The sequence below is a fragment of the Microbacterium zouquanmingi genome (genome assembly GCF_052266675.1).
Lineage (GTDB): Bacteria > Actinomycetota > Actinomycetes > Actinomycetales > Microbacteriaceae > Microbacterium.
Genome location: NZ_JBQPRA010000003.1, coordinates 343,366 through 363,635 on the forward strand (window position 1 = coordinate 343,366; position 20,270 = coordinate 363,635).

A 20,270-nucleotide genomic window follows, 5' to 3' on the forward strand; every position below is an offset into this window, starting at 1 on the left:
TACCCGCTCCCGCGTCAGAGGTACTGACCCGTTCTGTGCGCGAGCACGGTCAGTTCGACCCGGTTCCGCACTGCCAGAGCATGGAACGCTTTGCTCACGTGGACCTCAACGGTCCGCACCGAGATGTCGAGCTCGGTTGCGATCTCGCTGTTCGTGAGCCCTCGAACAACCCGCATCGAGACCTCCACCTCGCGCTCGGTGAGCACCTCAGACCATACGATCCAGCTGTTCTCCACAGCATCCGAGTCGTCGATCACATTTATCGGCGCCGTGACGATTCCCTCGCTCACCTGCTGCTGCATCGCGAGCCGATTGATCTTCACATCCACCACGCCCTGCCATGCCAGCGCACCCGACTCCTCGAAGAGGCAGCGTGCGGCACGCAGGTGTCGGCGTCCTGCGGAGAGATCCTCATGAACGACGCTGACCGAGCCCAGCATCGCCTCAACACGAGCGCGGCAGAAGGAGGAGCTCAGCCCACGGGCCGCCTCGGCAACCGCATCACGTTCACGACGCCACGACGCTTCTGGAATCGTCCGGATGCGATGCCTGAGCTCGCGCGCCTTGGCGAGCTCTGGCGGTTCGATCCTGGTACCCATGACGAGCGGGCCCACTTCATCGAGTCCCGGAACCGACAGTGCCGGCTGCGGCGCGCCTCGGTCGTGCCAGAGCCGCAGGTTTGTGGCAGCCTGTTCGTGCTCCCCGTCCAGGTAAGCGCGCAGGCTCTGGTCCACCAGATTGTCGACGCGAATTCCGGCAGGCAGCGTCGCCATCAGAACCTGAGGCAGCACGCCTGGGGCGCCGAGGAACATGATGTCGAGCCGATGAGCGAGGGTTACGCCGAGACCAGCAAAGGGCACGGCGATCGGCAGATCAATGGATGCCGCAAGAAGACGCTCTCGCGCCGCACCGATGTCCCCTCGCCAGAAAAGCAGCAGCGTCTCGGTCACGGCAAGATAGGCGCCGATGAGTGGACTGCGTTCGAAACCAGCGATCAGCGGATCGACCTCGCTCAGCAGGCCCGATTGTGCACGGCCGAGCATCTGGAGCGCCAGCTCGATGTCGCCATCGACGGCGGTGCGCAGCGAGCCGACGACACCGCCGGAGAACGGGCCCCGCGACAGGGTTCCGATCTCACCCTGGTCACCGGTGAGCATCCAGCACAGCGCAACAACCGAATCACGGATCTCCCCTTGCGCGCCTGCACGCAGCTCCGCGTCGCGCAGTTCTGTCAGCCATACGCGCATCCCCGGGATCGCGCCACGCTCAGCACACATCACTGCGGCAAGCCCCGCTGTTCGCGCCCACGCGCTCCAGTGACGCGCATCCGTCGTGAGCGGTCGATGTTCCGATGGATCGAGCACAGGAACCGTGCCGCGCACATAGGTCTCGGCGATGAGCATGCTCGCAAGGGCCTGTCGCTTGTGCTCCGCATCGCCGTGCGGGAAGAGGCTTCTCAACCAGTCGGAACCATCTTCGAAGCATCCGGCCGCGACCGCAGCAGCTCCCGCCACAAGGCATGCCTCATCGCGCGCTGCCCCGGTGGCGTGCTCTGCTGCCTCGACGGCCACGATGAACGCGAGATCTGTTTGTCCGGACTCGTGCAGCTCCCGCGACACAGCCGTCAGCTGCGGCGCAACATCGGCAGCCCGCTCGACCGCGCTGCGCGCCCGGTGCCACGCCGCGTGCACGGCATTGCCCTGATCGAGATGTGCCTGATGCAGTCGCTCATGTGCACGCATGATCGCAACGCCTGGCTCGGCATGCCGAATCCACACGCTGAGTCTCGCGTCCTTGAAGCTGTACTGCCCCCGAGAGACCGTCAGATACTCGCCGATGGATTCTGCAACGAGGTGAGGAGAATCGACTTGCGCGGCCTCCATAAGAAGGTCAAGCCCCGCCTCCGCGCACAGCGAAGCGATCAGCAGCACGAATCGATCTCGCGCGGACAGCTCGAGCCGATCGAACTCTGCCGCGATCGATGGCACGAGCGGAAGGAGCTCAGGGAGCGCTCTGAGCCCACTCCGCTGCGACGGGTTGAGCTCTGCAGCGGTCTCCCGCACCGCCTGTGCATCACCATTCAGCCGTCTTGTGATCTTCGCCACGACATGAGGCGCTGTAGGCATACCGCTGCCAGCGAGGTCTGCTGTGATCTGGGAGATATGAGCGCGGTCGTCGGCGATGCCGTACTGCACACGCAGATCATCCTGCAGAGCCGTCGTCACCTGATCGCTTCTCCCGACATCACGGCTCGCACCTGCGGGCCGTCAATGGCGATCAGAGTACCAAATCAGAAACGCAGCTGGCTACTGCTGCTCTGTTTCCGTGACCTCAGGCCCGTATGGGTCTGCGTCACCAGCATGTGTTGCAGAGGACGCGAGCTTGGCGACTTCTGCATCACGCTCTTGGGCCTGACGAAGCAGCGCCGAGATGTTGTCGGCGTTCTCCGGAAGCGCGTCGGCAATGAACTCGAGAGTCGGAACGAGCCGGGTGCTGAGCTGGCGTCCCACCTCGCTGCGAAGCATGCCGGTGGCCGAAGCGAGAGCGACACCGCTGGAGACGCGCTCTTCTTCGGTTCCCAGCACGGTGTAGAAGACGGAGGCATGCTGAAGGTCACCGGAAACACGGACGTCCGTGATGGTGACGAAACCGAGACGAGGGTCGCGCAGCCCCTTCTCCAGACGCTCAGCCAGAATGACGCGGATGCGATCCGCGAGGCGTGCCTGTCGTTCTCCAGCCATGTTCTTTCTCCTCTGTGACGAATGAGGGGCGCCCGTGGGCGCCCCTCACAATCGATCAGATCAGCCGCGAGGCTTCTCGACGAGTTCGGTTGTCTCGATCTCGTCGCCGATCTGGATGTCGTTGTACTTGCCGAGACCGATACCGGCCTCGTAGTCCGTGCGGACCTCGGTGACGTCGTCCTTGAACCGGCGCAGCGACTCGATGGCAAGACCATCGGCGACGACGATGCCCTCGCGGATGATGCGAGCCTTCGCGTTTCGGGTAATGGTTCCCGAGCGGACGATGACACCCGCGATGTTGCCGAACTTCGAGGAGCGGAACACCTCGCGGATCTCGGCGACACCGGACTGGACCTCTTCGAACTCCGGCTTGAGCATGCCCTTGAGGGAGTTCTCGATCTCGTCGATCGCGGAGTAGATGACCGAGTAGAACCGGACATCCACACCCTCGCGAGCCGCAGCCTCACGGGCCTTGGGGTCAGGGCGGACGTTGAAGCCCACGATGATCGCGTTGTCGATCGTCGCCAGGTTGACATCCGACTCTGTGACCGCACCCACACCACGGTGGATGATGCGCAGCTGAACGGTGTCATCGACCTCGATCTTGAGCAGCGATTCCTCGAGCGCCTCGACGGCACCGGAAACGTCACCCTTGATGATGAGGTTGAGCGTCTCGACCTTGCCCTCTTCGAGAGCACGGGTGAAGTCCTCGAGCGAGATGCGCTTGCGGGCCTTGGCCAGCAGTGCGTTGCGCTCAACGGCTTCACGCTTCTCAGCGATCTGACGCGCCATGCGGTCTTCTTCGGTGACGATGAAGACGTCGCCAGCACGCGGGACGGAGTTCAGACCCTGCACCTGCACCGGACGCGACGGGGCCGCGTACTCGACAGCCTCGCCGTTCTCGTCGATCATGGCGCGAACGCGGCCATATGCCGTGCCTGCCACGATCGAGTCGCCGATGTGGAGCGTTCCGGACTGGATCAGCACTGTAGCGATCGAACCGCGGCCCTTGTCGAGCTTCGCCTCGATGGCAACACCACGCGCTGCCTTGTTCGGGTTGGCCGTCAGGTCGAGGCCTGCATCTGCAACGAGCAGCACTGCGTCCAGAAGCTCCTGGATGCCTGTTCCCTGGCGCGCCGAGACATCGACGAACATGACGTCTCCGCCGTACTCCTCTGCGACCAGACCGTACTCGGTGAGCTGCTGGCGCACCTTGCCCGGGTTGGCCTCGGGCTTGTCGACCTTGTTCACTGCGACGACGATCGGCACGCCCGCTGCCTGCGCGTGGTTGAGAGCCTCAACCGTCTGCGGCATGATGCCGTCGTCAGCGGCCACGACGAGGATCGCGAGGTCAGTGACCTGCGCGCCTCGGGCACGCATAGCCGTGAAGGCCTCGTGACCCGGGGTGTCGATGAACGTGATCGCGCGCTCGATGTCTTCGTGCTCGGTCCACACCTGGTACGCACCGATGTGCTGCGTGATGCCGCCGGCTTCGCCCTCGATGACGTTGGTCTTGCGGATCGCGTCGAGCAGTCGGGTCTTACCGTGGTCGACGTGACCCATGACGGTGACCACCGGAGGACGAATCTCGAGGTCGTCCTCGCTCTCCTCCTCAAGCTCCTTCTCCAGGTCGAGACCGAAGCCCTCGAGGAGCTCCTTATCTTCGTCTTCAGGAGAAACCATCTGGATCTTGTAGCCGAGCTCGGCACCGAGAACCTCGAAGGTCGCCTCATCGAGCGACTCGGTGGCCGTGGCCATCTCGCCGAGGTTGAAGAGGATCGTCACGAGAGTTCCCGGCTGGACGGTGTATCCGGTCAGGGTCTCGATCTTGTCTGCGAAGTCAGCGATAGATGCACCGCGGCGCATGCGGATCGTCTCACCGTTGCCGCGAGTGACGTTGACGCCACCGACGACCGGTGCTGACCGCATTTCGAATTCTTGCCGCTTAGCCCTACGCGACTTGCGCTGCTTGGACTTGCCGCCTCCCTTTCCGAAAGCACCGGCAGTACCACCACCGGGTCCGCGACCGCGACCGCCGCCGCCGCCCGGGCGACCGGCGAAGCCGCCGCCAGGACGTGCTCCGGGAGCACCAGCACCGGGACCGCCACCAGGCCGGCCGGGTCCACCCGAACGCTGCTGGAACGGAGCACCGGGACGACCACCCTGACCGCCCCGAGGAGCGCCCGGACGAGGGGAACCGGGGCGAGGAGCGCCCGGGCGGGGTGCGCCGGGGCGAGGAGCCTGCGGACGCGGGATGTTGCCGGGGGTCGGGCGCTGGCCCATGCCCTGCGCAGAAGCGAACGGGTTGTTACCCGGACGCGGTCCTGCCGGACGCTGGCCCATACCCTGGGAAGTCGAGAACGGGTTGTTACCCGGACGCGGAGCACCCGGCTTGGGCGCGGCCGACGTGTCGGCCGACGAAGCTGCCTCGGCCGCTGGAGCAGCGGGAGCCGCCGGAGCCTCGGGGGCCGGCTTCTCTGCTGCCGGCGCGGGGGTTGCCGCTTCCGGCGCAGCCTCGACCGGCTTCGCCTCTGGTGCGGGCTTCGGACCCGGCTTGGGGCCGGGGGTCGGTGCCTTGGGGCCGGACTTGGCAGCCGCCGGCTTTGCAGCGGGCTTCTCCTCAGCCTTGAGCTTGATCGCCCCGTCCGCCTCGATGGCAGCGCGGAGCTTGCGAGCCACCGGGGGCTCGATCGTCGACGAGGGGCTCTTGACGAATTCGCCGAGCTCCTTCAGTTTCGCGAGTGCGACCTTACTGTCAACGCCGAGTTCGGCGGCAATCTCGTGTACGCGTGGTTTGGCAGCCACAATTCTCCTGTCTGGGTCGGTCTGCCCAGACAGGGCAGACCACTAGTCGCGGACGGGTCTCATTTCGAGCCGTTCACTTTGTTTCCATAGCCGTTCAGCCTTTGTTTCGCTGGTGATGATCTTGAATGGTCTGCGTGTCGAAGTCTTCGGGAAACCCGATGTTCTGCGACACCCGGAGTGCTCGTGCGAAGGCCCGCCGCCGTGTGGCGGATTCCAGGCACTCTTGCGTCGGATGCACCCACGCACCCCTGCCCGGCATGACGGCACGATCATCAAGGATGAGAGTTTCGTCTTGAGCCACCACCCTGATCAGGGCGGAACGTGGAGCACGCATGCGACAACCAACGCACGTTCGTACGGGTTCCATCTTACACCGTGCCGCTGGGGAACAACTCCGCGCCCTGCGGGTCAGTCCAGGATGCTGTCGGGCTGGATGTCGATCTTCGCTCCGGTCAGCTTGGCCGCGAGACGGGCGTTCTGACCCTCCTTGCCGATAGCCAGAGAGAGCTGGTAGTCGGGGACCAGCGCGCGAACGGCCTTCGTGCCCGCATCCAGCACGAAAGAGCTGGTGACCCTGGCCGGCGAGAGCGCATGAGCAACGAATGTCGCAAGGTCCGCGTCGTAGTCGACGATGTCGATCTTCTCCCCCGCGAGCTCCTCTGTGACAGCGCGCACGCGCCGCCCCATCTCGCCGATGCAGGCGCCCTTGGCGTTGATCGACGGATCATTCGCCTTCACGGCGATCTTCGTGCGGTGTCCAGCTTCGCGCGCCAACGAGATGATCTCGACGAGACCAGCTGCGATCTCGGGCACTTCGAGTGCGAAAAGCTTGCGGACGAGCCCCGGGTGCGTGCGCGACACGGTGATCTGCGGACCTTTGAGCCCCTTCGCCACGCTCGTGACGTAGACGCGAAGGCGCGAGCCGTGTGTGTACTCCTCGCCAGGAACCTGCTCCTCAGGGGGAAGAATCGCCTCGACGCTGCCGAGATCGACGTGGATCATGCGCGGGTTCGGCCCCTGCTGGATGACGCCGGCGACGATGTCGCCTTCCTTGCCGCGGAACTCGCCGAGTACGGCTTCATCCGCGATATCGCGCAGTCGCTGGCTGATGACCTGCTTGGCAGCGAATGCGGCGATGCGGCCGAAGTCACCGGGTGTGGCATCCTCTTCCCCGATCACTGCGCCTTCATCGTCGGTGACGGGCTGCAGAACCGCGACGTGTCCGCTCTTGCGGTCGAGCTCGACGCGCACGCCCTCAGGCACAGCGCCGTCTTCTGAGACGTGCTTTCCGTAGGCAGTCAGGATGGCCTGCTCGATGATCGCGACGAGTTCATCGAAGGGAATCGCCTTCTCCTTCTCGATCCCGCGCAACAACCCCAGTTCGATCTCCATGACGGCCTCCATATTCAGCTCTTCACCGCGGCATCGTGCGCGCACGGCATCCGTACAACGATACCCGATCCGCAGATCACGGCGGATTCGGACCGTCACTCCGGTACTGCCCGAAGGCGCCGGCGTCAGCCTGCGGAAGGCAGCGAGTTGAGTGCGTCGATGAGGTGGTACAGCCCACCCACTTCGCGCTGCCGCAGACGCACGGCGAGTCTGGGCAGATCGATGACGTCCTTGTCGGCAACTTCAGCGGGCAGTGCATCAATGAGTTCGATGCGTCCTTCCGTCACCAACGAGGAGAATTCCTCGTTCAGGCGCTCGACCTCAGCGTCCGTCGGCGTGTTCTTGAGGCGGAGGACCAGCACGTCGTCGACCCAGCGCAGCGAGTCGTAGTTGTGCCAGAAGCCGGTGATCTCGGCGACAGCCTTTTCCGCCGAATCAGTGATCAGCACCCGGTCGAGGTCGTCGGGTGAGATGACGCCTGCGGGGATGAGCGTCTCAACGACGAACTTCTCCAGTCCTCGCCAGAAGCGCCCGCCCGGCTCGTCCAGCAGAACGATCGGCATCGGCTCCGCCTTGCCCGTCTGCTGGAGCGTGAGCAGTTCGAACATCTCGTCCATCGTGCCAAAGCCACCGGGGAGGCAGATGAACCCTGTGGATTCCTTCACGAGCATGAGCTTGCGCGTGAAGAAGTACTTCATCTCGACTGATTGCGTGTCCTTCGCGACAACAGCGCTCGGCTTCTCTTCGAAAGGCAGTCGAATCGAGACGCCGAGAGCCATCTTCTCCCCCGCGCCTTCCGCCGCTGCCTGCATGATGCCCGGACCCGCACCGGTCACCACCATCCACCCGCGCTCCGCGAGGGCCGCGGCGACCGACCGCGCCTGGTCGTACAGCGGATCATCGTGCTGAGTACGGGCGGATCCGAAGACGGTCACCTTGGGCACATCGGCGTACGGCGTGAAGAGGCGGAACGCATCGCGCATCTCTGCGAGGGCAGCGGAGGCGATCTTCAGGTTGAGCCGATCAGTATCGTCTTCACCCAGCTGGATGCCGGTGCGCACGATCCTGCGGATCAGCGAACGGTTGAGACCGATGCCGGTTTCGTCCAGAAGGTGGTCGATCGCGGTCTTCAGCTCGTCTTGCGCCAGCTCGCTCATGCCTCCAGCCTGTCACGAGATCAGCGAGCAGCGAGCCTTTCGAGCGCATCCGCGAGCGAAAGCGTGTCGCGATCGCCCGTGCGGCGATCCCACAGCTCGACCTGGCCATCAGCCGCGCCGCGTCCGACGACGAGCACCCGCGGGACTCCGACGAGCTCGGCATCGCCGAACTTCACACCGGGTGACACCTTCGGACGGTCGTCGTAGAGCACATCGAGACCAGCGGACTCCAGGTCAGCGGCGGCCTTCTCTGCAACTTCGAAAGCGATCTGATCGCGCCCAGCGGCGACGACGTGGACGTCGAAGGGCGAGACGGATGCTGGCCAGATGAGGCCCTTCTCGTCATTGTTGAGCTCGGCGATGATCGCGAGGATTCGGGTCACACCGATGCCGTAGGAACCCATGGTGACGGTGACGAGCTTGCCGTTCTCGTTGAGCACCTTCAGCCCGAGAGATTCGGCATACTTGCGTCCGAGCTGGAACACGTGGCCGATCTCCATACCGCGCGCAAGCGATACGGGTCCAGATCCGTCTGGCGCGGGGTCACCGTCTCGGACATTCGCGATCTCGACGATTCCATCGGCCTCGAAATCGCGACCGGCGATCACGTCGTACGCGTGCTTCTGGTCGCTGTTCGCGCCGGTGATCCAGCGGGTGCCCTCGGAGACGCGCGGGTCCACGAGGTAACGAATTCCGGTGGCCGACTCCTCGCCGAGCACGGCGCCCGTCGGTGACCACGGTCCGATGTACCCCTTGACCAGCAGCGGGTTCTTCTCGAAGTCGTCATCCGTGGCGGTGGTGACCTCTGCGGGCGCGAAGGCCACCTCAGCGCGCTTCTCGTCGACCTCACGGTCGCCCGGGATTCCGACGATCACGAGCTCACGGGTGCCGTCGAGGTGCGTCAGCGCGAGAACGACGTTCTTCAACGTGTCCGCAGCGGTGTACTCCCCCTCGAGCACGGCGTTCGAGTGCGCCACGAGCGTCTCGATCGTGGGCGTGTTCGGCGAGTCGAAGATCGTCGCCTCGGGCGCGTCATCGAACCCGATGGCGTCGGGGATGGCAGTCGTGAACGCCTCGACGTTGGCCGCATAGCCGCCGTCAGTGCGAACGAAGGTGTCTTCGCCGACCGGTGTCGGGTGCAGGAACTCTTCTGAGCGCGAACCGCCCATGGCGCCAGCATCCGCCTGCACGATCGCGTACTCGAGTCCGAGACGCTGGAAAATGCGCTCATACGCATCGCGCTGCGCCATGTAGCTGGTGTCGAGTCCCTCGTCGGAGGAATCGAAAGAGTACGCGTCCTTCATCGTGAACTCGCGACCACGGAGCAGGCCTGCGCGCGGACGCGCCTCGTCACGGTACTTGTCCTGGATCTGATAGATCGTCAGCGGAAGGTCCTTGTACGAGGAGTACAGGTCCTTCACCAGAAGGGTGAACGCCTCTTCGTGCGTAGGCGCGAGAAGGTAGTCACCACCCTTGCGATCCTGCAGCCGGAACAGCAGATCCCCGTACTCGTCCCAGCGGCCAGTGGCCTGATACGGCGCCCGAGGCATGAGAGCGGGGAAGTGCACTTCCTGTGCACCCGCTGCCGCCATCTCTTCGCGAACGACCGCCTCGATCTTCGCCTTGACCTTGAGCCCGAGCGGGAGCCAGGCGAAGATGCCCGCCGCCTGAGGGCGGATGTACCCGGCGCGGATCAGCAGCTTGTGACTGGCGACCTCGGCACCTGCCGGGTCTTCACGGAGCGTACGAAGGAAGAAGTTCGAAAGACGAGTGACCACGGGTCAAGTCTAGTGACGCGTAACGGGTCAGTTCAGCGCGCGCGTTCCCTCGGGAATCACTCCGTCGGCGTAGAGACTCGTGGCGACGTCCTGAAGGGCCGTCAATGCGACCCGCTGCGTGGTCGGTCCGTACGAGATCCGTGCGACGCCCAGCGCCTCGTATTCCGCAGCGGTGAGCGCTCCGGGAAGGCCGATCACGCTCACCTTGCGCTGGCCGATGCCCTCGACGAGCGCGCGGGTGACGTCTGCGCCCAGGATCCCGGGGACGAACACGCTGGTCGCGCCCGCCTCGAGGAATGCGCGCCCTCGTTCGATCGCATCCGCGATGCTGTCTTCTACAGGTCGGCCGTTTGCGCGCACGAAGGCGTCGGTACGGGCGTTCAGCGCGAAGGGGACGCCTTCGGCTTCGCCGGCCTTCACGATCGCCTCAACGACCGCGACGGACTCGCCGAGCGGCTTGAGCCGGTCCTCGACGTTCGCACCGACGATGCCCGCTGCGATCGCAAGACGTGTCGTCTCGCCCGCGTTGCCATATCCGTCATCGAGATCGGCACTGACGGGAAGCTCAGTGGATGCCGCGATGCGCCCGACCATGTCGATCATGAGCTCGCGAGGGATCTGACCGTCCGGGTAGCCGAATGTCGCGGCGATCGAGTGCCCGGCGGTGGCGAGAGCGGTGGTCTGTTCAAGTTCTGCGATCGCTTTCGCTGAGACGACATCCCAGACGTTGACGACGCGGAGGATCTCTGGGGCCTCGTAGAGCGAACGGAGCTTCTGTGCCTTCTGTGCAGCGGTCATGATTTCACGCTACCTCTCTGTGAGTGGTTGCGGGCGATGAGGTCAGTCTGTTACTTCGAAGAGGCCGTGGGCGCCGCGTTCCGCATCGATCATGATGTGGGAGACGAACGGATAGTGACCGGCTTCGGGGAAGGTTAGCTCGACGAAGCCGCCCTGCGCTGGCTGCAACGCGAGCGCCTGCGACCCAGTGTCGACGGCACGGTCGATGAGGTACCGCCCCTCCGACCACACCGTATCGAACTGGCCGCCGACGACGTGGAAGCTGGACGCACGGTTCGGGCCGACATCGAGCATCCAGATGCGCACTCGCTCGCCTGTCGTCGCGGGAAGGGGCGCGTGGTCGTACTGGTTCGCATACCCGTTGAAGACGACGAGGTCCGGCTCTTCTGCGGCGAGCGCATCGACATCCACTTCACCGCTGTCAGCACCGAGGTAGTACTCGCTCTGGATGAGCACGTAGCTGCGATCGACCGTCGGGAGGTCGTCAGGCTCGATCACCACAGCGCCGAACATTCCGTTGGCGATGTGGGCGGTCATGGGCATGGTCGAGCAGTGGTACATCCAGATTCCGGACCGAGTCGCCGTGAACGTGTAGGTGAGGCTCTCCCCCGGCGCGATAGTGCGCATGGGTTCGTCAGGGGCGAGCGCACCCGCGTGGAAGTCGATCGAGTGTCCCATGGTCGCGTCGTTGACGAGGGTCACCTCGAACGTGTCACCGACCCGGCCGTGGAGCGTCGGACCGGGTGCGGTGCCGTTATAGGTCCAGAGCGTCTGCTCCACTCCTGGGGCGACCTCGGTGATGGTGTCTTCTACTGTGAGCGTGATCTCGTGCGTGGTCGGGCCGTCTGCCGCCGGGAGCGGTGGAAGCACGGCATCGAAGGGCGAGAAATCTGGACCGGGCTCTGCGCCCATATCCATCCCCATGTCCATGCCGGTATCGCCGGACGCGTCCGCACCGTCGTGATCGTGCGCTGCGTCGTCGCTGGTGGTGCCGTCTTGCGCGCCGACGGCGACGATCGTGAGCGACATCCCCATCTGGCGATGTCCGATGATCGAGCACCAGCCGTCGACGTCCTCGATGATCACACCGACGTCGATGCGCTCGGAGTCACCGGGAGACAGACGGGTTCCCCCTGTGCCGTTGGCGAAGACGAGGTCGTGGACGAGTTCGTCGTCCGTGTTGGTCAGTTCGACCACAAGCCGTGTGCCTACCGGCACTTCGATGACGTTCGGGGTGAAGCGCATGTCGGCTGCTTCGACCTGGACAACCTGCACCGGAGCATCCGGATCACCTCCGCCCTGCCCGCCCCAGCCGAGCCCGATCGGATCGATCACCGCGCACACTGCGACAGTGAGGACCACCGCGAGCAGCCCGGCAACGGCCTGTCCTGCGCGGTGTCCGGCGGGGCGTTCTCCCTCGGGCACGATGGGGCCGCGTCTTGCCTCACCCAGCGTCTGGCCCTCGGCCTTGGCGCGGCGCTGCGCGCGCATCGCGACGAACATGATGACCAGGAAGGACCCCATGGCCACCAGATAGAGCATGGATGCTGCGACTCGCATCAGACTCGACACCGGAAGCGCGCACACGACGAGTGCGGCGTTCGCAGCAGCGATTCGCAGCGCTCCGAAGCGGTCGAAGGCCGCGGTTCCGACTCGCACCGGGGTGGGCCCGCCGCCGAGCACGACCGGGATCAGGTAGCTGAGTGCTCCCGGCAGCACCTGAGCTGCGAAACCTGCGACGAGGTACGGCACGGTCTGGTCGAACAGGGGCGCAAGGCCCGTGATGCCGCCGCCCTCGATGCTCACAACGATCGTTCCCACGATGAGGACTGCAACGCAGCCCGCCCACCACAGCAGGGCTATCCCCACTGACAGCGCAGCGAAGCTCTTCGGTGGCGCCTGCCGTGCGGCATGCCACAGCGAGATTCCGATGAGGATGAGGCCGGTGAAGTAAGCGGCAAGGCCCGCAGCCAGCAGCGGCAGCCATTCGACGACGGCTCCCCCCGCAGCGATCAGCACACCGGCCGCGAGCAGCGGAAGCGCGCGGGCTGCACCCAGCGGTGCACGCTCGTCGGCGCGCGTGCGGAGGATGGTCGGCCACAGGCTGACGACGGTGCCGGCCACGACGATCCCGATCCACCCGAGCACGTTCAGCAGAGCGTGCGCGAGGACCAGGTTCGACGGCGCACCGCCGCGTGCGAGCCAGCCTCCGAGGCCCGCACCGACAACGAGCATGGCGGCGGCCACAATATAGAACCGGATGGTGCGCCCGAACCGGCCCGGCATGCTGTTCTTCCCCCGGACGTGCAGGCTCACCCCATGCCAGCTCACCGCGATGATGAGCAGTGCCGCACCGGCGATGGACAGCGGCCAGATCGCCAGAGGCACGCCGAGGAAGACGAGAGCTGCACCGCCGTTGGAGAGCAGCAGACGGATGCTCTGTCTGCGGCGGTCCCGTATCGTCGCAGAGCTGCGCAGCAGCGCGTAGGAGAAGTACTGGCTCCACACCATGATCGCGTGCGTGATCGCACCCAGAAGGAGCAGGTGGATCATCAGCCACCGCGGCTCAGGCAATGCCCGGTGCGCGATCACGGCGATGACGGTCAGAATCAGCCAGATCGCGGTGGGAAGGTCACGTGCCGCCCAGAATCCGCGCCCTGGGGCCTTCTCGGCATCTGCGCGTGGCGCAGTGGACATTCTCATCAGTGCGTCTCTCTCGTTCGAGTCCCGTGAATGGCGCTGAAAAGTGCAGTGAGCACGAACAGCACGAGGGCGATCACACCCATCACGCCGCCGATCTGCCAGCCAGCGGGAATGCCCCATGCATCACCGACGAAGATGCGCACGATCAGCGCCGCGTGCAGCAGCGCCGCCGGGACCCAGAATGCCGGACGATACGGCAGCGAGATGCCCAGGACGGCCGGAAGAATCGTTGTCGCGTGCGCCATGATCATCGAGAACGTGTAGCCAAGGAAGACCGCATGGACGACGGCGTCGTACTGCGGCTGCGTGTCGGGGCTTCCGAGCAGCAGCACGACTCCGGCGAGCGCGAGCCAGAAATAACCGGCCAGGATACAAGCCGCCATGTACCGCGTGACACCCGTCGATCGCACTGTGCGGCGTGCGACGTCATGGGTCACCAGCCATGCCGTCAAGGAGATGAGCACGACGCCCAGCAGCACCGCACCAGCGTCGGGAAGCACGATCCCGGTCACCAGGGCTGCGACCATCGCCCAGGAGTGCACGAGCAGCCAGAGACCTGCCCGCGGGCCCATCGTGATGCGAGCGAGCTCCACCCGTTCCGCGGCGATCGTGAGCACGACGAAACCGATGATCCACGGCAGCACGTACGCCATGCTCTCGGGTACCAGCCAGAGGATCGCACCGACCAGTGCGAGCCCTGCGCCCAGCAGCTGTGTCAGCAGGGCGGCGTCGTACTGCCGGCGCCACAGGGGGATGTACACGACGACGAAGGCCGCAGCCCCCGCGATGAGGACGGACTTCGCGACGATCAGAGGAACAGCCGGTACCACCAGGAAGAGTCCGCCGAGGCCGAGGAGCATCGGTGCCGCATACCCGTACCAGCGGCGAAGCGCCGTGGCGCGCTCGAGCGAGATCAGCGTGCCGACGAATCCCAGCACGAGCAGCATGCCGTGCACCTCGGGGAGCCTGCTGCCGTCGATCGGCGCGGGAAGGCCGAGCAGGAGCAGGCCTGCATCCAGCCCTGCCAGCAGAGCGACGCCTGCTGGCAGCATCCAGATCAACCGGAACGAAGGCCGGCGCCGTGGCGCCAGGGCGCTCACGCTGAAGCTCGCAGATGCAGAGCACAGGCGCCGTCCAGCGCGAACGGAACGAGCGTGCTCTCCAGATCGGATCCATTCGCGCGAGCGATTCCGTCGATCATCCCCTCGTGCACTGCACAGACCACCTGAGCGTTGCGGGATGCTGCCGCGAGAAGCGGGCAGGCACGGAGCCGCACGGTGTCTCCACCGTCGTCTGGCGCGAACCCCTGCTCGCGCATGATCTCGATGATCACGTCCCTGGTGTCGCCCGCGTCTGCGGCGCCTCCCCGCTCCGCGATGAGCTGCCTTCCCCATGACTGGCCGGCACGCCGTGCGGGCACCGAAGGCTCTGCAGAGACCTCCCCGAGTGCGGATGCCAGCGTCGCCGCAAGACCGGCGTACGCGCCGAGCTGTGCGGGAGGCACCGTCCGCCACCGCCACGCGGGACGTCCGCGGCCGAGCGCACTGTCGCGTTCGCGCCTGATGTGGCCGTCCGATCGCAGACGCTCCAGATGTCCGCGCACCGTGTTCTCGTGGAGACCAGTGGCTTCGACGAGCTGCGAAGTGGTCGCCTCAGGGTGTGCCTCGACCTCGCGAAGCAGCCGCTCCCTGGTCGATGAGTGCGCCCGTCCTTCGGCGGTGCGCCGAGGTTCGCCGTCATACTTTTCCACGGGATTGATTATAGTTAAATATCCAGCAGTCAGCCGTCAACGGGAGCAGCCATGGGCCACATCGAGATTCAGCGTTCGAGAGAAGAAGCCGTCGACCAGAACCCCACTGCAGGGTGCACCTGCGGTGAGGCTGATGAAGAGCTTCCCGAACTCGACGTGCAGACCATTCCCCACGCGATTCGGCATGCGTCGATCTTCGGCGCGATCGAATCGCTGAAGCCGGGTTCGGCCCTGATCATCTCGGCAACGCATGACCCCGTCCCGCTGCTCACGCAGCTGCAGGCACGTCACGGCGACGCGTACCACACGCGTTACCTGGACCAGGGGCCCGAGCGCTGGCGCATCCTGATCCGCAAGACGGCCTGACCCCGCGCTCCCAGCGCGAAGTCACTCGGTTGCGACCACCGTCAGCGTCATCCCCAGCTCACGGTGGTTCGAGATCGAGCACCATCCATCGAGATCCTCGGTGATGACGCCGACATCGATCTTCTCGGCTGCGCCGGGCGCGAGGTGCGTGCCCGCCGCGCCGTTGTCGAAGACGAGGTCGTGCATCATCGAGGGGTCGGTGTTCTTCAACTCGATCACCAGGCGCGTGCCGACCGGAACCTCGATGACATCCGGCGTGAAGCGCATGTTCGCGGCATCGACCTGAACGGTCTGTACCGGAGCATCCGCATCACCCGCTGGCGACGCTGTGCAGCCGGCCAATGCCAGCATCATCACGAGAAGCAGTGCGAGCTTTCTCATCCGGTCCTCCGCTCTACGCGCGGCCTGTGCCGCAGCATCCACGGTAGCCGTGATTAGGCTGATGACATGCCTCAGCGTCGCGCCCATGTCGCCCCATCCGCCGCTCAGAGCGAGCTTGCAACCGCGCTTGCCGCGTTGCGCGCCGCCCTGGATGTGCCGGTGGAGTTCTCGCCTGCCGCCGAGGCAGAGGCCGCGGCCGCGTCACCGGCCGCACCCGGGCTCGACCTGCGCGATGTGCCGTTCGTCACGCTCGACCCTGAGGGCTCCAAGGACCTGGATCAGGCCTTTCACCTGGCGAAGAGCGATTCAGGGTATGTCGTTCGCTATGCGATCGCTGACGTGCCCGCGTTCGTCACACCGGGCGGAGCCGTCGATGCCGCGGCCCGTGAACGCGGCCAGACACTCTATGCGGCGGACGGGCGCATTCCGCTGCATCCTACGGTCCTCAGCGAGGGCCACGCTTCGCTGCTTCCCGATGTGGATCGTCCCGCCCTGGTCTGGACGTTCGATCTCACCTCCGACGGGACCGTTGCGAAGTTCCGCCTGGAACGAGCGCTGATCCGCTCCCGTGCGCAGCTCGACTACATAACGACGCAGCACGCGCTCGATCGAGGCGAAGAATCCCCCGGGTCACTCCTGCGTGAGATCGGCGACCTGCGCATCGCCAAGGAGCAGGAGCGCGGCGGCGCGAGCTTGAACATGCCCGACGAAGAGGTCGTCCAGAATGAGGACGGCACCTACTCGATCGTGCGGGGAACTCCGCTGCCGATCGAGGAATGGAACGCTCAGCTTTCGCTGATGACGGGGATGGCTGCCGCCGAGCTCATGATCGGCGCGAAGGTCGGCATCCTGCGCACCATGCCTGCGCCAGACAAGGCGGCCTTCGACACGTTCCGCCACCAGACCGAAGCGCTCGGCAGACCGTGGAAGTCCGGCGAGTACGGCGAGTATCTCCGGAGCCTCGACCGCGAGGATCCGTTGACGCTTCCGGTACTGGAGGCTGCGGCCGCGCTGTTCCGCGGAGCGGGTTACGTCGCCTTCGACGGCTCCGTGCCACAAGACATCGAGCAGGCGGCGATTGCGGCGCCCTATGCGCACGCGACCGCTCCCCTGCGCCGACTCGTCGACCGCTGGTCTCTGGCGATCTGCCTCGCCATCTCCGAAGGCTCGGAGGTGCCGTCATGGGCACGCGATTCGCTGAGCGAACTGCCCGCCCTCATGCAGGCCTCATCGCAGCGCGCCTCTCGCCTGAACGCCGACACCGTCAATCGCGTTGAAGCAGCCCTGCTCACCCCGCTCGTCGGCTCACGCATCGACGCCACCGTGATCGAACTCCGCGGAGACGACGGCACCCGTGCAGAGATTCAGATCGCAGATCCGGCCGTCACGGCATCCGCGCCCGTCCCCGCAGGCGCAAAACCAGGCGACATGGTCTCTGTGACGCTGGTGCGCGCCGATATCGCCAAGGGCGAGGTCGAGTTCGCGCTGTGACCTGCCTGGCCGATGAGCTCTACGCTTCGCTGCGCACGTAGCGGAACAAGAGCTCGCGCTCTCCCCTCAGGACCGCAGCGAGGCCCATATCGGTGGGAGCCGCCTTCGGCGAGTGGGAGATGCGGCGGGCATCCCCTGCCTCCAGTGACGACGCGAGGGTGAGACACATCTCGTCGACTGCTCCGGCCGCAGTGAACGACCCGAACAACCCCGGACCGCCTTCAGAGTGCACCCGCAGCAGACCGCGCGAAACCAGGTCCGCGCGCACCCTGTTCGGATCGAGCGCTTCGACCCCGGCATCGACGACATCGGTGACCGCGGCGAGCGCCTCTCGCCGATCCGTGGGCGCGGTGCCGACTGTGTAGATGATCGGCCGACTGGGCGCATCGGTGAACACCGCCGAATCAGGGTCGAGATCCAGGCTCCCCGAAACGAGGGCGAGCACCGGATGCTCCGGCATCCCCCGTGCGAGGCGCCACGCGACTGCGTCATCCTGGAGCCGCATCGCACCGTACTCCTCGGCGCGGACGGTGCCTGCGCCCACGAGGATGACGTCGGCCTGGCGGCGCAGCAGCTCGAACACCCGACGGTCGGCGTCCCCGCCGAGTTCGCCCGAACGCCCATCCCGAGTGGCTGCACCATCGATGCTCGAGACGAAGTTCATCCGGAGCCACGCATCATTGGGGAACTCGTAGGTCAGAAGGATCGTGTCGTCGTCGATCTGTGCCGCCGGGTGGGGCCAGAGTCTGTCGATTGCCGCGTTCATACGTTCCGTGTCGGGTGCATGTTGTGTTCGAGACGGGCGGGCGTGCGCATCCCGAGAATGCTCTCCACCATACGCACCGCATCGACGGCAGGCTCCACGTCATGCATCCGCACGATGCGAGCTCCACGCTCGATGCACAGGACCATGGCCGCAAGAGAACCCGCGAGCCTGCGTCCTTGCTCACGGTCGATCGACTCTCCGACGAAGTCCTTGTTCGACACCGCCGCGAGCACGGGCAGTCCCAGCGTCGTGAGCTCATCAAAGCGACGGGTCAGCTCGAGCGAGTGCAGGGTGTTCTTGTCGAGGTCATGCCCGGGATCGATGATGATCCGGTCGCGCGGCACACCGGCAGCCTCCGCCACGTAGATCCGCTCCTGAAGGAAACCCCGCACCTCCTCCACGACATCGCCGAAATGCGCAGCCGACTTCTCCGTCCGGGGCGGACCGACGCTGTGCGTGATGACGATCTGCGCGTCGCTGGCGGAGACGACCCCTACCATCTCCGGATCCCCGAGTCCGCTCGTGTCATTGATGACGGCGGCGCCGGCCTCGATCGCAGCGCGGGCGACCACCGCCCGATTCGTGTCGACCGAGACGACCACGTCGCTCGCCTGCACGATCGCTTCAACGACCGGTGCGATGCGATCGATCTCCTCGCCGACGGAGACCGGCGCCCCGCGGCCGAAGGGGACCCCGCCGATATCGACCCAGTCCGCCCCGTGTCGCGCGGCTTCCAATGCGGCTTCCACCGCGCGGTCCAGCACGAAAGTGGCGCCGTGATCATAGAACGAATCGGGGGTGCGGTTGACGACGGCCATGACGGCAACCTGGGTATCGAAGTCGAACGTGCGTCGACCGATCCTCCGAGGCGCGCCCAGGACCGATTCAGAGCTGAGCATATGCGACCTCCGGGTCGGCGAGCCTGTCGGGGTCGACCACGGTGTGTCCGGCGATGAGCGGCTTGATCTCGTCGATGACGTCCCACACGTTCACGTTCATGGCCGCCAGAATACGGTGTTCTCCGTCGAGCCAGAAGGCGACGAATTCGCGGTCCGCCAGACTTCCACGGATCACGACCTGCTCGTAGGCCCCCGGGGCGGCATATCCGATGTACTCGCAACCCAGGTCGTACTGGTCACTGAAGAAGTAGGGCAGCTCGGTGTACTGGACGTCCTCTCCCAGCAGAGCGGCTGCCGCCGATGCTGGCTGGTTGAGGGCAGTGGCCCAGTGCTCGACACGCACACGGTGGCCGAGAACCGGATGCTGATGATTGGCGATGTCGCCGACGGCGTAGACGTCGGGGTCATTGCTTCGCAGCGAAGCGTCCACGAGCACACCGTCATCGACGGCGATACCGGCATCCACGGCGATTCCCACCACCGGGGTGACGCCGATGCCGATCACGATCGCATCCGCCGACACGACCTCACCGCCCTCGAGGCGAACACCGGCGGCATGTCCGTCCTGCGTGGTGATGGCTTCGACCTTGACGTCGGTGCGCAGGTCGACGCCGTGCGAAGTGTGCAGATCCGCGAAGACCCGCGCGATCTCCTCCCCGAGCACCCGAAGCAGCGGGAGGGGCCCGCCCTCGAGGATGCTCACCGATGTACCCGCTGCGCGGGCCGCTGCCGCGACCTCGAGCCCGATCCACCCGCCACCGATGATTACGAGCTTCTTGTCGGCGCCGAAAGTCGCGTGGATGGCGTCGGATTCTTCGACGGTGCGAAGGTAGTGGATGCCGTCAGCATCCGCCCCATCGACCGGGAGGCGGCGCGCCACCGACCCCGTCGCGAGGACGAGCTTGTCGTACGGAAGCTGCGATCCGTCATCGAGGGTGACGCTGTGCGCTTCCGTATCGAGAGATACGGCGGTCGCGCCCTCGCGCACGACGATGTCGTTGTCGCGGTACCAATCCGCGGGGTGCACGAGGGAGGCCTCGAAAGAGGCCTTGCCTGCCAGGTAATCCTTGGACAGGGCCGGTCGCTCGTACGGCAGATGCATCTCTGCGGCGACCAGGGTGATGGTGCCCGTGTAATCCTTCGCGCGGAGTGCCTCTGCGGTCTTGGCCGCTGCGATCCCTCCGCCGACCACGACGATGTTGTTGACGGTGTTCATCACTGCTCCTTTTCTCGAATGCGCAAT

General features: G+C 65.6%; 17 protein-coding genes. 2 read left to right on the forward strand and 15 right to left on the reverse strand.

Annotated elements, in window-relative coordinates; all coding sequences use genetic code 11:
• Positions 1-14: 14 nt before the first annotated feature.
• From ACTU6V_RS09130 to ACTU6V_RS09180, 11 genes are all read right to left on the reverse strand, one after another.
• Positions 15-2,225 carry a helix-turn-helix transcriptional regulator gene (locus ACTU6V_RS09130; RefSeq protein ID WP_443475452.1) on the reverse strand — a complete coding sequence of 737 codons (2,211 nt, stop codon included), beginning with the start codon at positions 2,223-2,225 and terminating at the stop codon, positions 15-17.
• Between the two features lie 81 nt (positions 2,226-2,306).
• Positions 2,307-2,741, reverse strand: coding sequence for a 30S ribosome-binding factor RbfA (rbfA, locus tag ACTU6V_RS09135; protein WP_443475453.1), 435 nt, complete (start codon positions 2,739-2,741; stop codon positions 2,307-2,309).
• A 60-nt stretch (positions 2,742-2,801) separates the two neighbouring features.
• Complete coding sequence (gene infB, locus ACTU6V_RS09140) at positions 2,802-5,546, reverse strand: translation initiation factor IF-2 (RefSeq protein ID WP_443468068.1); 2,745 nt, start codon at positions 5,544-5,546, stop codon at positions 2,802-2,804.
• Between the two features lie 94 nt (positions 5,547-5,640).
• The gene (locus ACTU6V_RS09145) at positions 5,641-5,913 is read right to left on the reverse strand and encodes a YlxR family protein (RefSeq protein WP_443468067.1); all 273 of its coding nucleotides are present in this window, start codon (positions 5,911-5,913) and stop codon (positions 5,641-5,643) included.
• A gap of 41 nt (positions 5,914-5,954) precedes the next feature.
• A complete protein-coding gene (gene nusA / locus ACTU6V_RS09150) occupies positions 5,955-6,938 on the reverse strand; it encodes a transcription termination factor NusA (protein WP_443468066.1) in 984 nt (327 codons plus the stop codon).
• A 125-nt stretch (positions 6,939-7,063) separates the two neighbouring features.
• The gene (locus ACTU6V_RS09155; protein ID WP_443468065.1) at positions 7,064-8,095 is read right to left on the reverse strand and encodes an LOG family protein; all 1,032 of its coding nucleotides are present in this window, start codon (positions 8,093-8,095) and stop codon (positions 7,064-7,066) included.
• 20 nt (positions 8,096-8,115) lie between these two features.
• The gene (locus tag ACTU6V_RS09160; protein ID WP_443468064.1) at positions 8,116-9,873 is read right to left on the reverse strand and encodes a proline--tRNA ligase; all 1,758 of its coding nucleotides are present in this window, start codon (positions 9,871-9,873) and stop codon (positions 8,116-8,118) included.
• Between the two features lie 27 nt (positions 9,874-9,900).
• Positions 9,901-10,671, reverse strand: a complete 771-nt coding sequence (locus ACTU6V_RS09165) for an isocitrate lyase/PEP mutase family protein (protein WP_443468063.1) — start codon at positions 10,669-10,671, stop codon at positions 9,901-9,903.
• 42 nt (positions 10,672-10,713) lie between these two features.
• On the reverse strand, positions 10,714-13,368 hold the full coding sequence (locus tag ACTU6V_RS09170; RefSeq protein WP_443475454.1) for a multicopper oxidase domain-containing protein: 2,655 nt from the start codon (positions 13,366-13,368) through the stop codon (positions 10,714-10,716).
• 5 nt (positions 13,369-13,373) lie between these two features.
• On the reverse strand, positions 13,374-14,474 hold the full coding sequence (locus ACTU6V_RS09175; protein ID WP_443475455.1) for a DUF8744 domain-containing protein: 1,101 nt from the start codon (positions 14,472-14,474) through the stop codon (positions 13,374-13,376).
• Positions 14,471-15,124, reverse strand: coding sequence for a helix-turn-helix transcriptional regulator (locus tag ACTU6V_RS09180; RefSeq protein WP_443475456.1), 654 nt, complete (start codon positions 15,122-15,124; stop codon positions 14,471-14,473). The genes ACTU6V_RS09175 and ACTU6V_RS09180 overlap by 4 nt, the downstream gene beginning before the upstream one ends.
• A gap of 51 nt (positions 15,125-15,175) precedes the next feature.
• Between ACTU6V_RS09180 and ACTU6V_RS09185 the strand changes: the two genes are divergently transcribed.
• Positions 15,176-15,490 carry a DUF2249 domain-containing protein gene (locus ACTU6V_RS09185; RefSeq protein ID WP_443468059.1) on the forward strand — a complete coding sequence of 105 codons (315 nt, stop codon included), beginning with the start codon at positions 15,176-15,178 and terminating at the stop codon, positions 15,488-15,490.
• A gap of 21 nt (positions 15,491-15,511) precedes the next feature.
• Here the strand turns inward: ACTU6V_RS09185 and ACTU6V_RS09190 are convergent, their stop codons facing one another.
• Positions 15,512-15,871 carry a cupredoxin domain-containing protein gene (locus ACTU6V_RS09190; RefSeq protein WP_443468058.1) on the reverse strand — a complete coding sequence of 120 codons (360 nt, stop codon included), beginning with the start codon at positions 15,869-15,871 and terminating at the stop codon, positions 15,512-15,514.
• Between the two features lie 66 nt (positions 15,872-15,937).
• On the opposite strand from ACTU6V_RS09190, the gene ACTU6V_RS09195 reads away from it, so the two are divergent.
• On the forward strand, positions 15,938-17,362 hold the full coding sequence (locus tag ACTU6V_RS09195) for an RNB domain-containing ribonuclease (RefSeq protein WP_443468057.1): 1,425 nt from the start codon (positions 15,938-15,940) through the stop codon (positions 17,360-17,362).
• A gap of 19 nt (positions 17,363-17,381) precedes the next feature.
• On the opposite strand, the gene ACTU6V_RS09200 is transcribed toward ACTU6V_RS09195, so the two are convergent.
• Genes ACTU6V_RS09200 through ACTU6V_RS09210 form a run of 3 tightly spaced genes read right to left on the reverse strand, consistent with a single transcriptional unit; the run spans position 17,382 to position 20,243 of the window.
• Positions 17,382-18,128 (reverse strand): pyrimidine reductase family protein, encoded by a 747-nt coding sequence (locus tag ACTU6V_RS09200; protein ID WP_443468056.1) that lies wholly within the window; start codon positions 18,126-18,128, stop codon positions 17,382-17,384.
• A complete protein-coding gene (gene folP / locus ACTU6V_RS09205) occupies positions 18,125-19,027 on the reverse strand; it encodes a dihydropteroate synthase (protein ID WP_443475457.1) in 903 nt (300 codons plus the stop codon). The genes ACTU6V_RS09200 and folP overlap by 4 nt, the downstream gene beginning before the upstream one ends.
• Positions 19,014-20,243 carry an NAD(P)/FAD-dependent oxidoreductase gene (locus ACTU6V_RS09210; protein WP_443475458.1) on the reverse strand — a complete coding sequence of 410 codons (1,230 nt, stop codon included), beginning with the start codon at positions 20,241-20,243 and terminating at the stop codon, positions 19,014-19,016. The genes folP and ACTU6V_RS09210 overlap by 14 nt, the downstream gene beginning before the upstream one ends.
• Between the last annotated feature and the right edge of the window lie 27 nt (positions 20,244-20,270).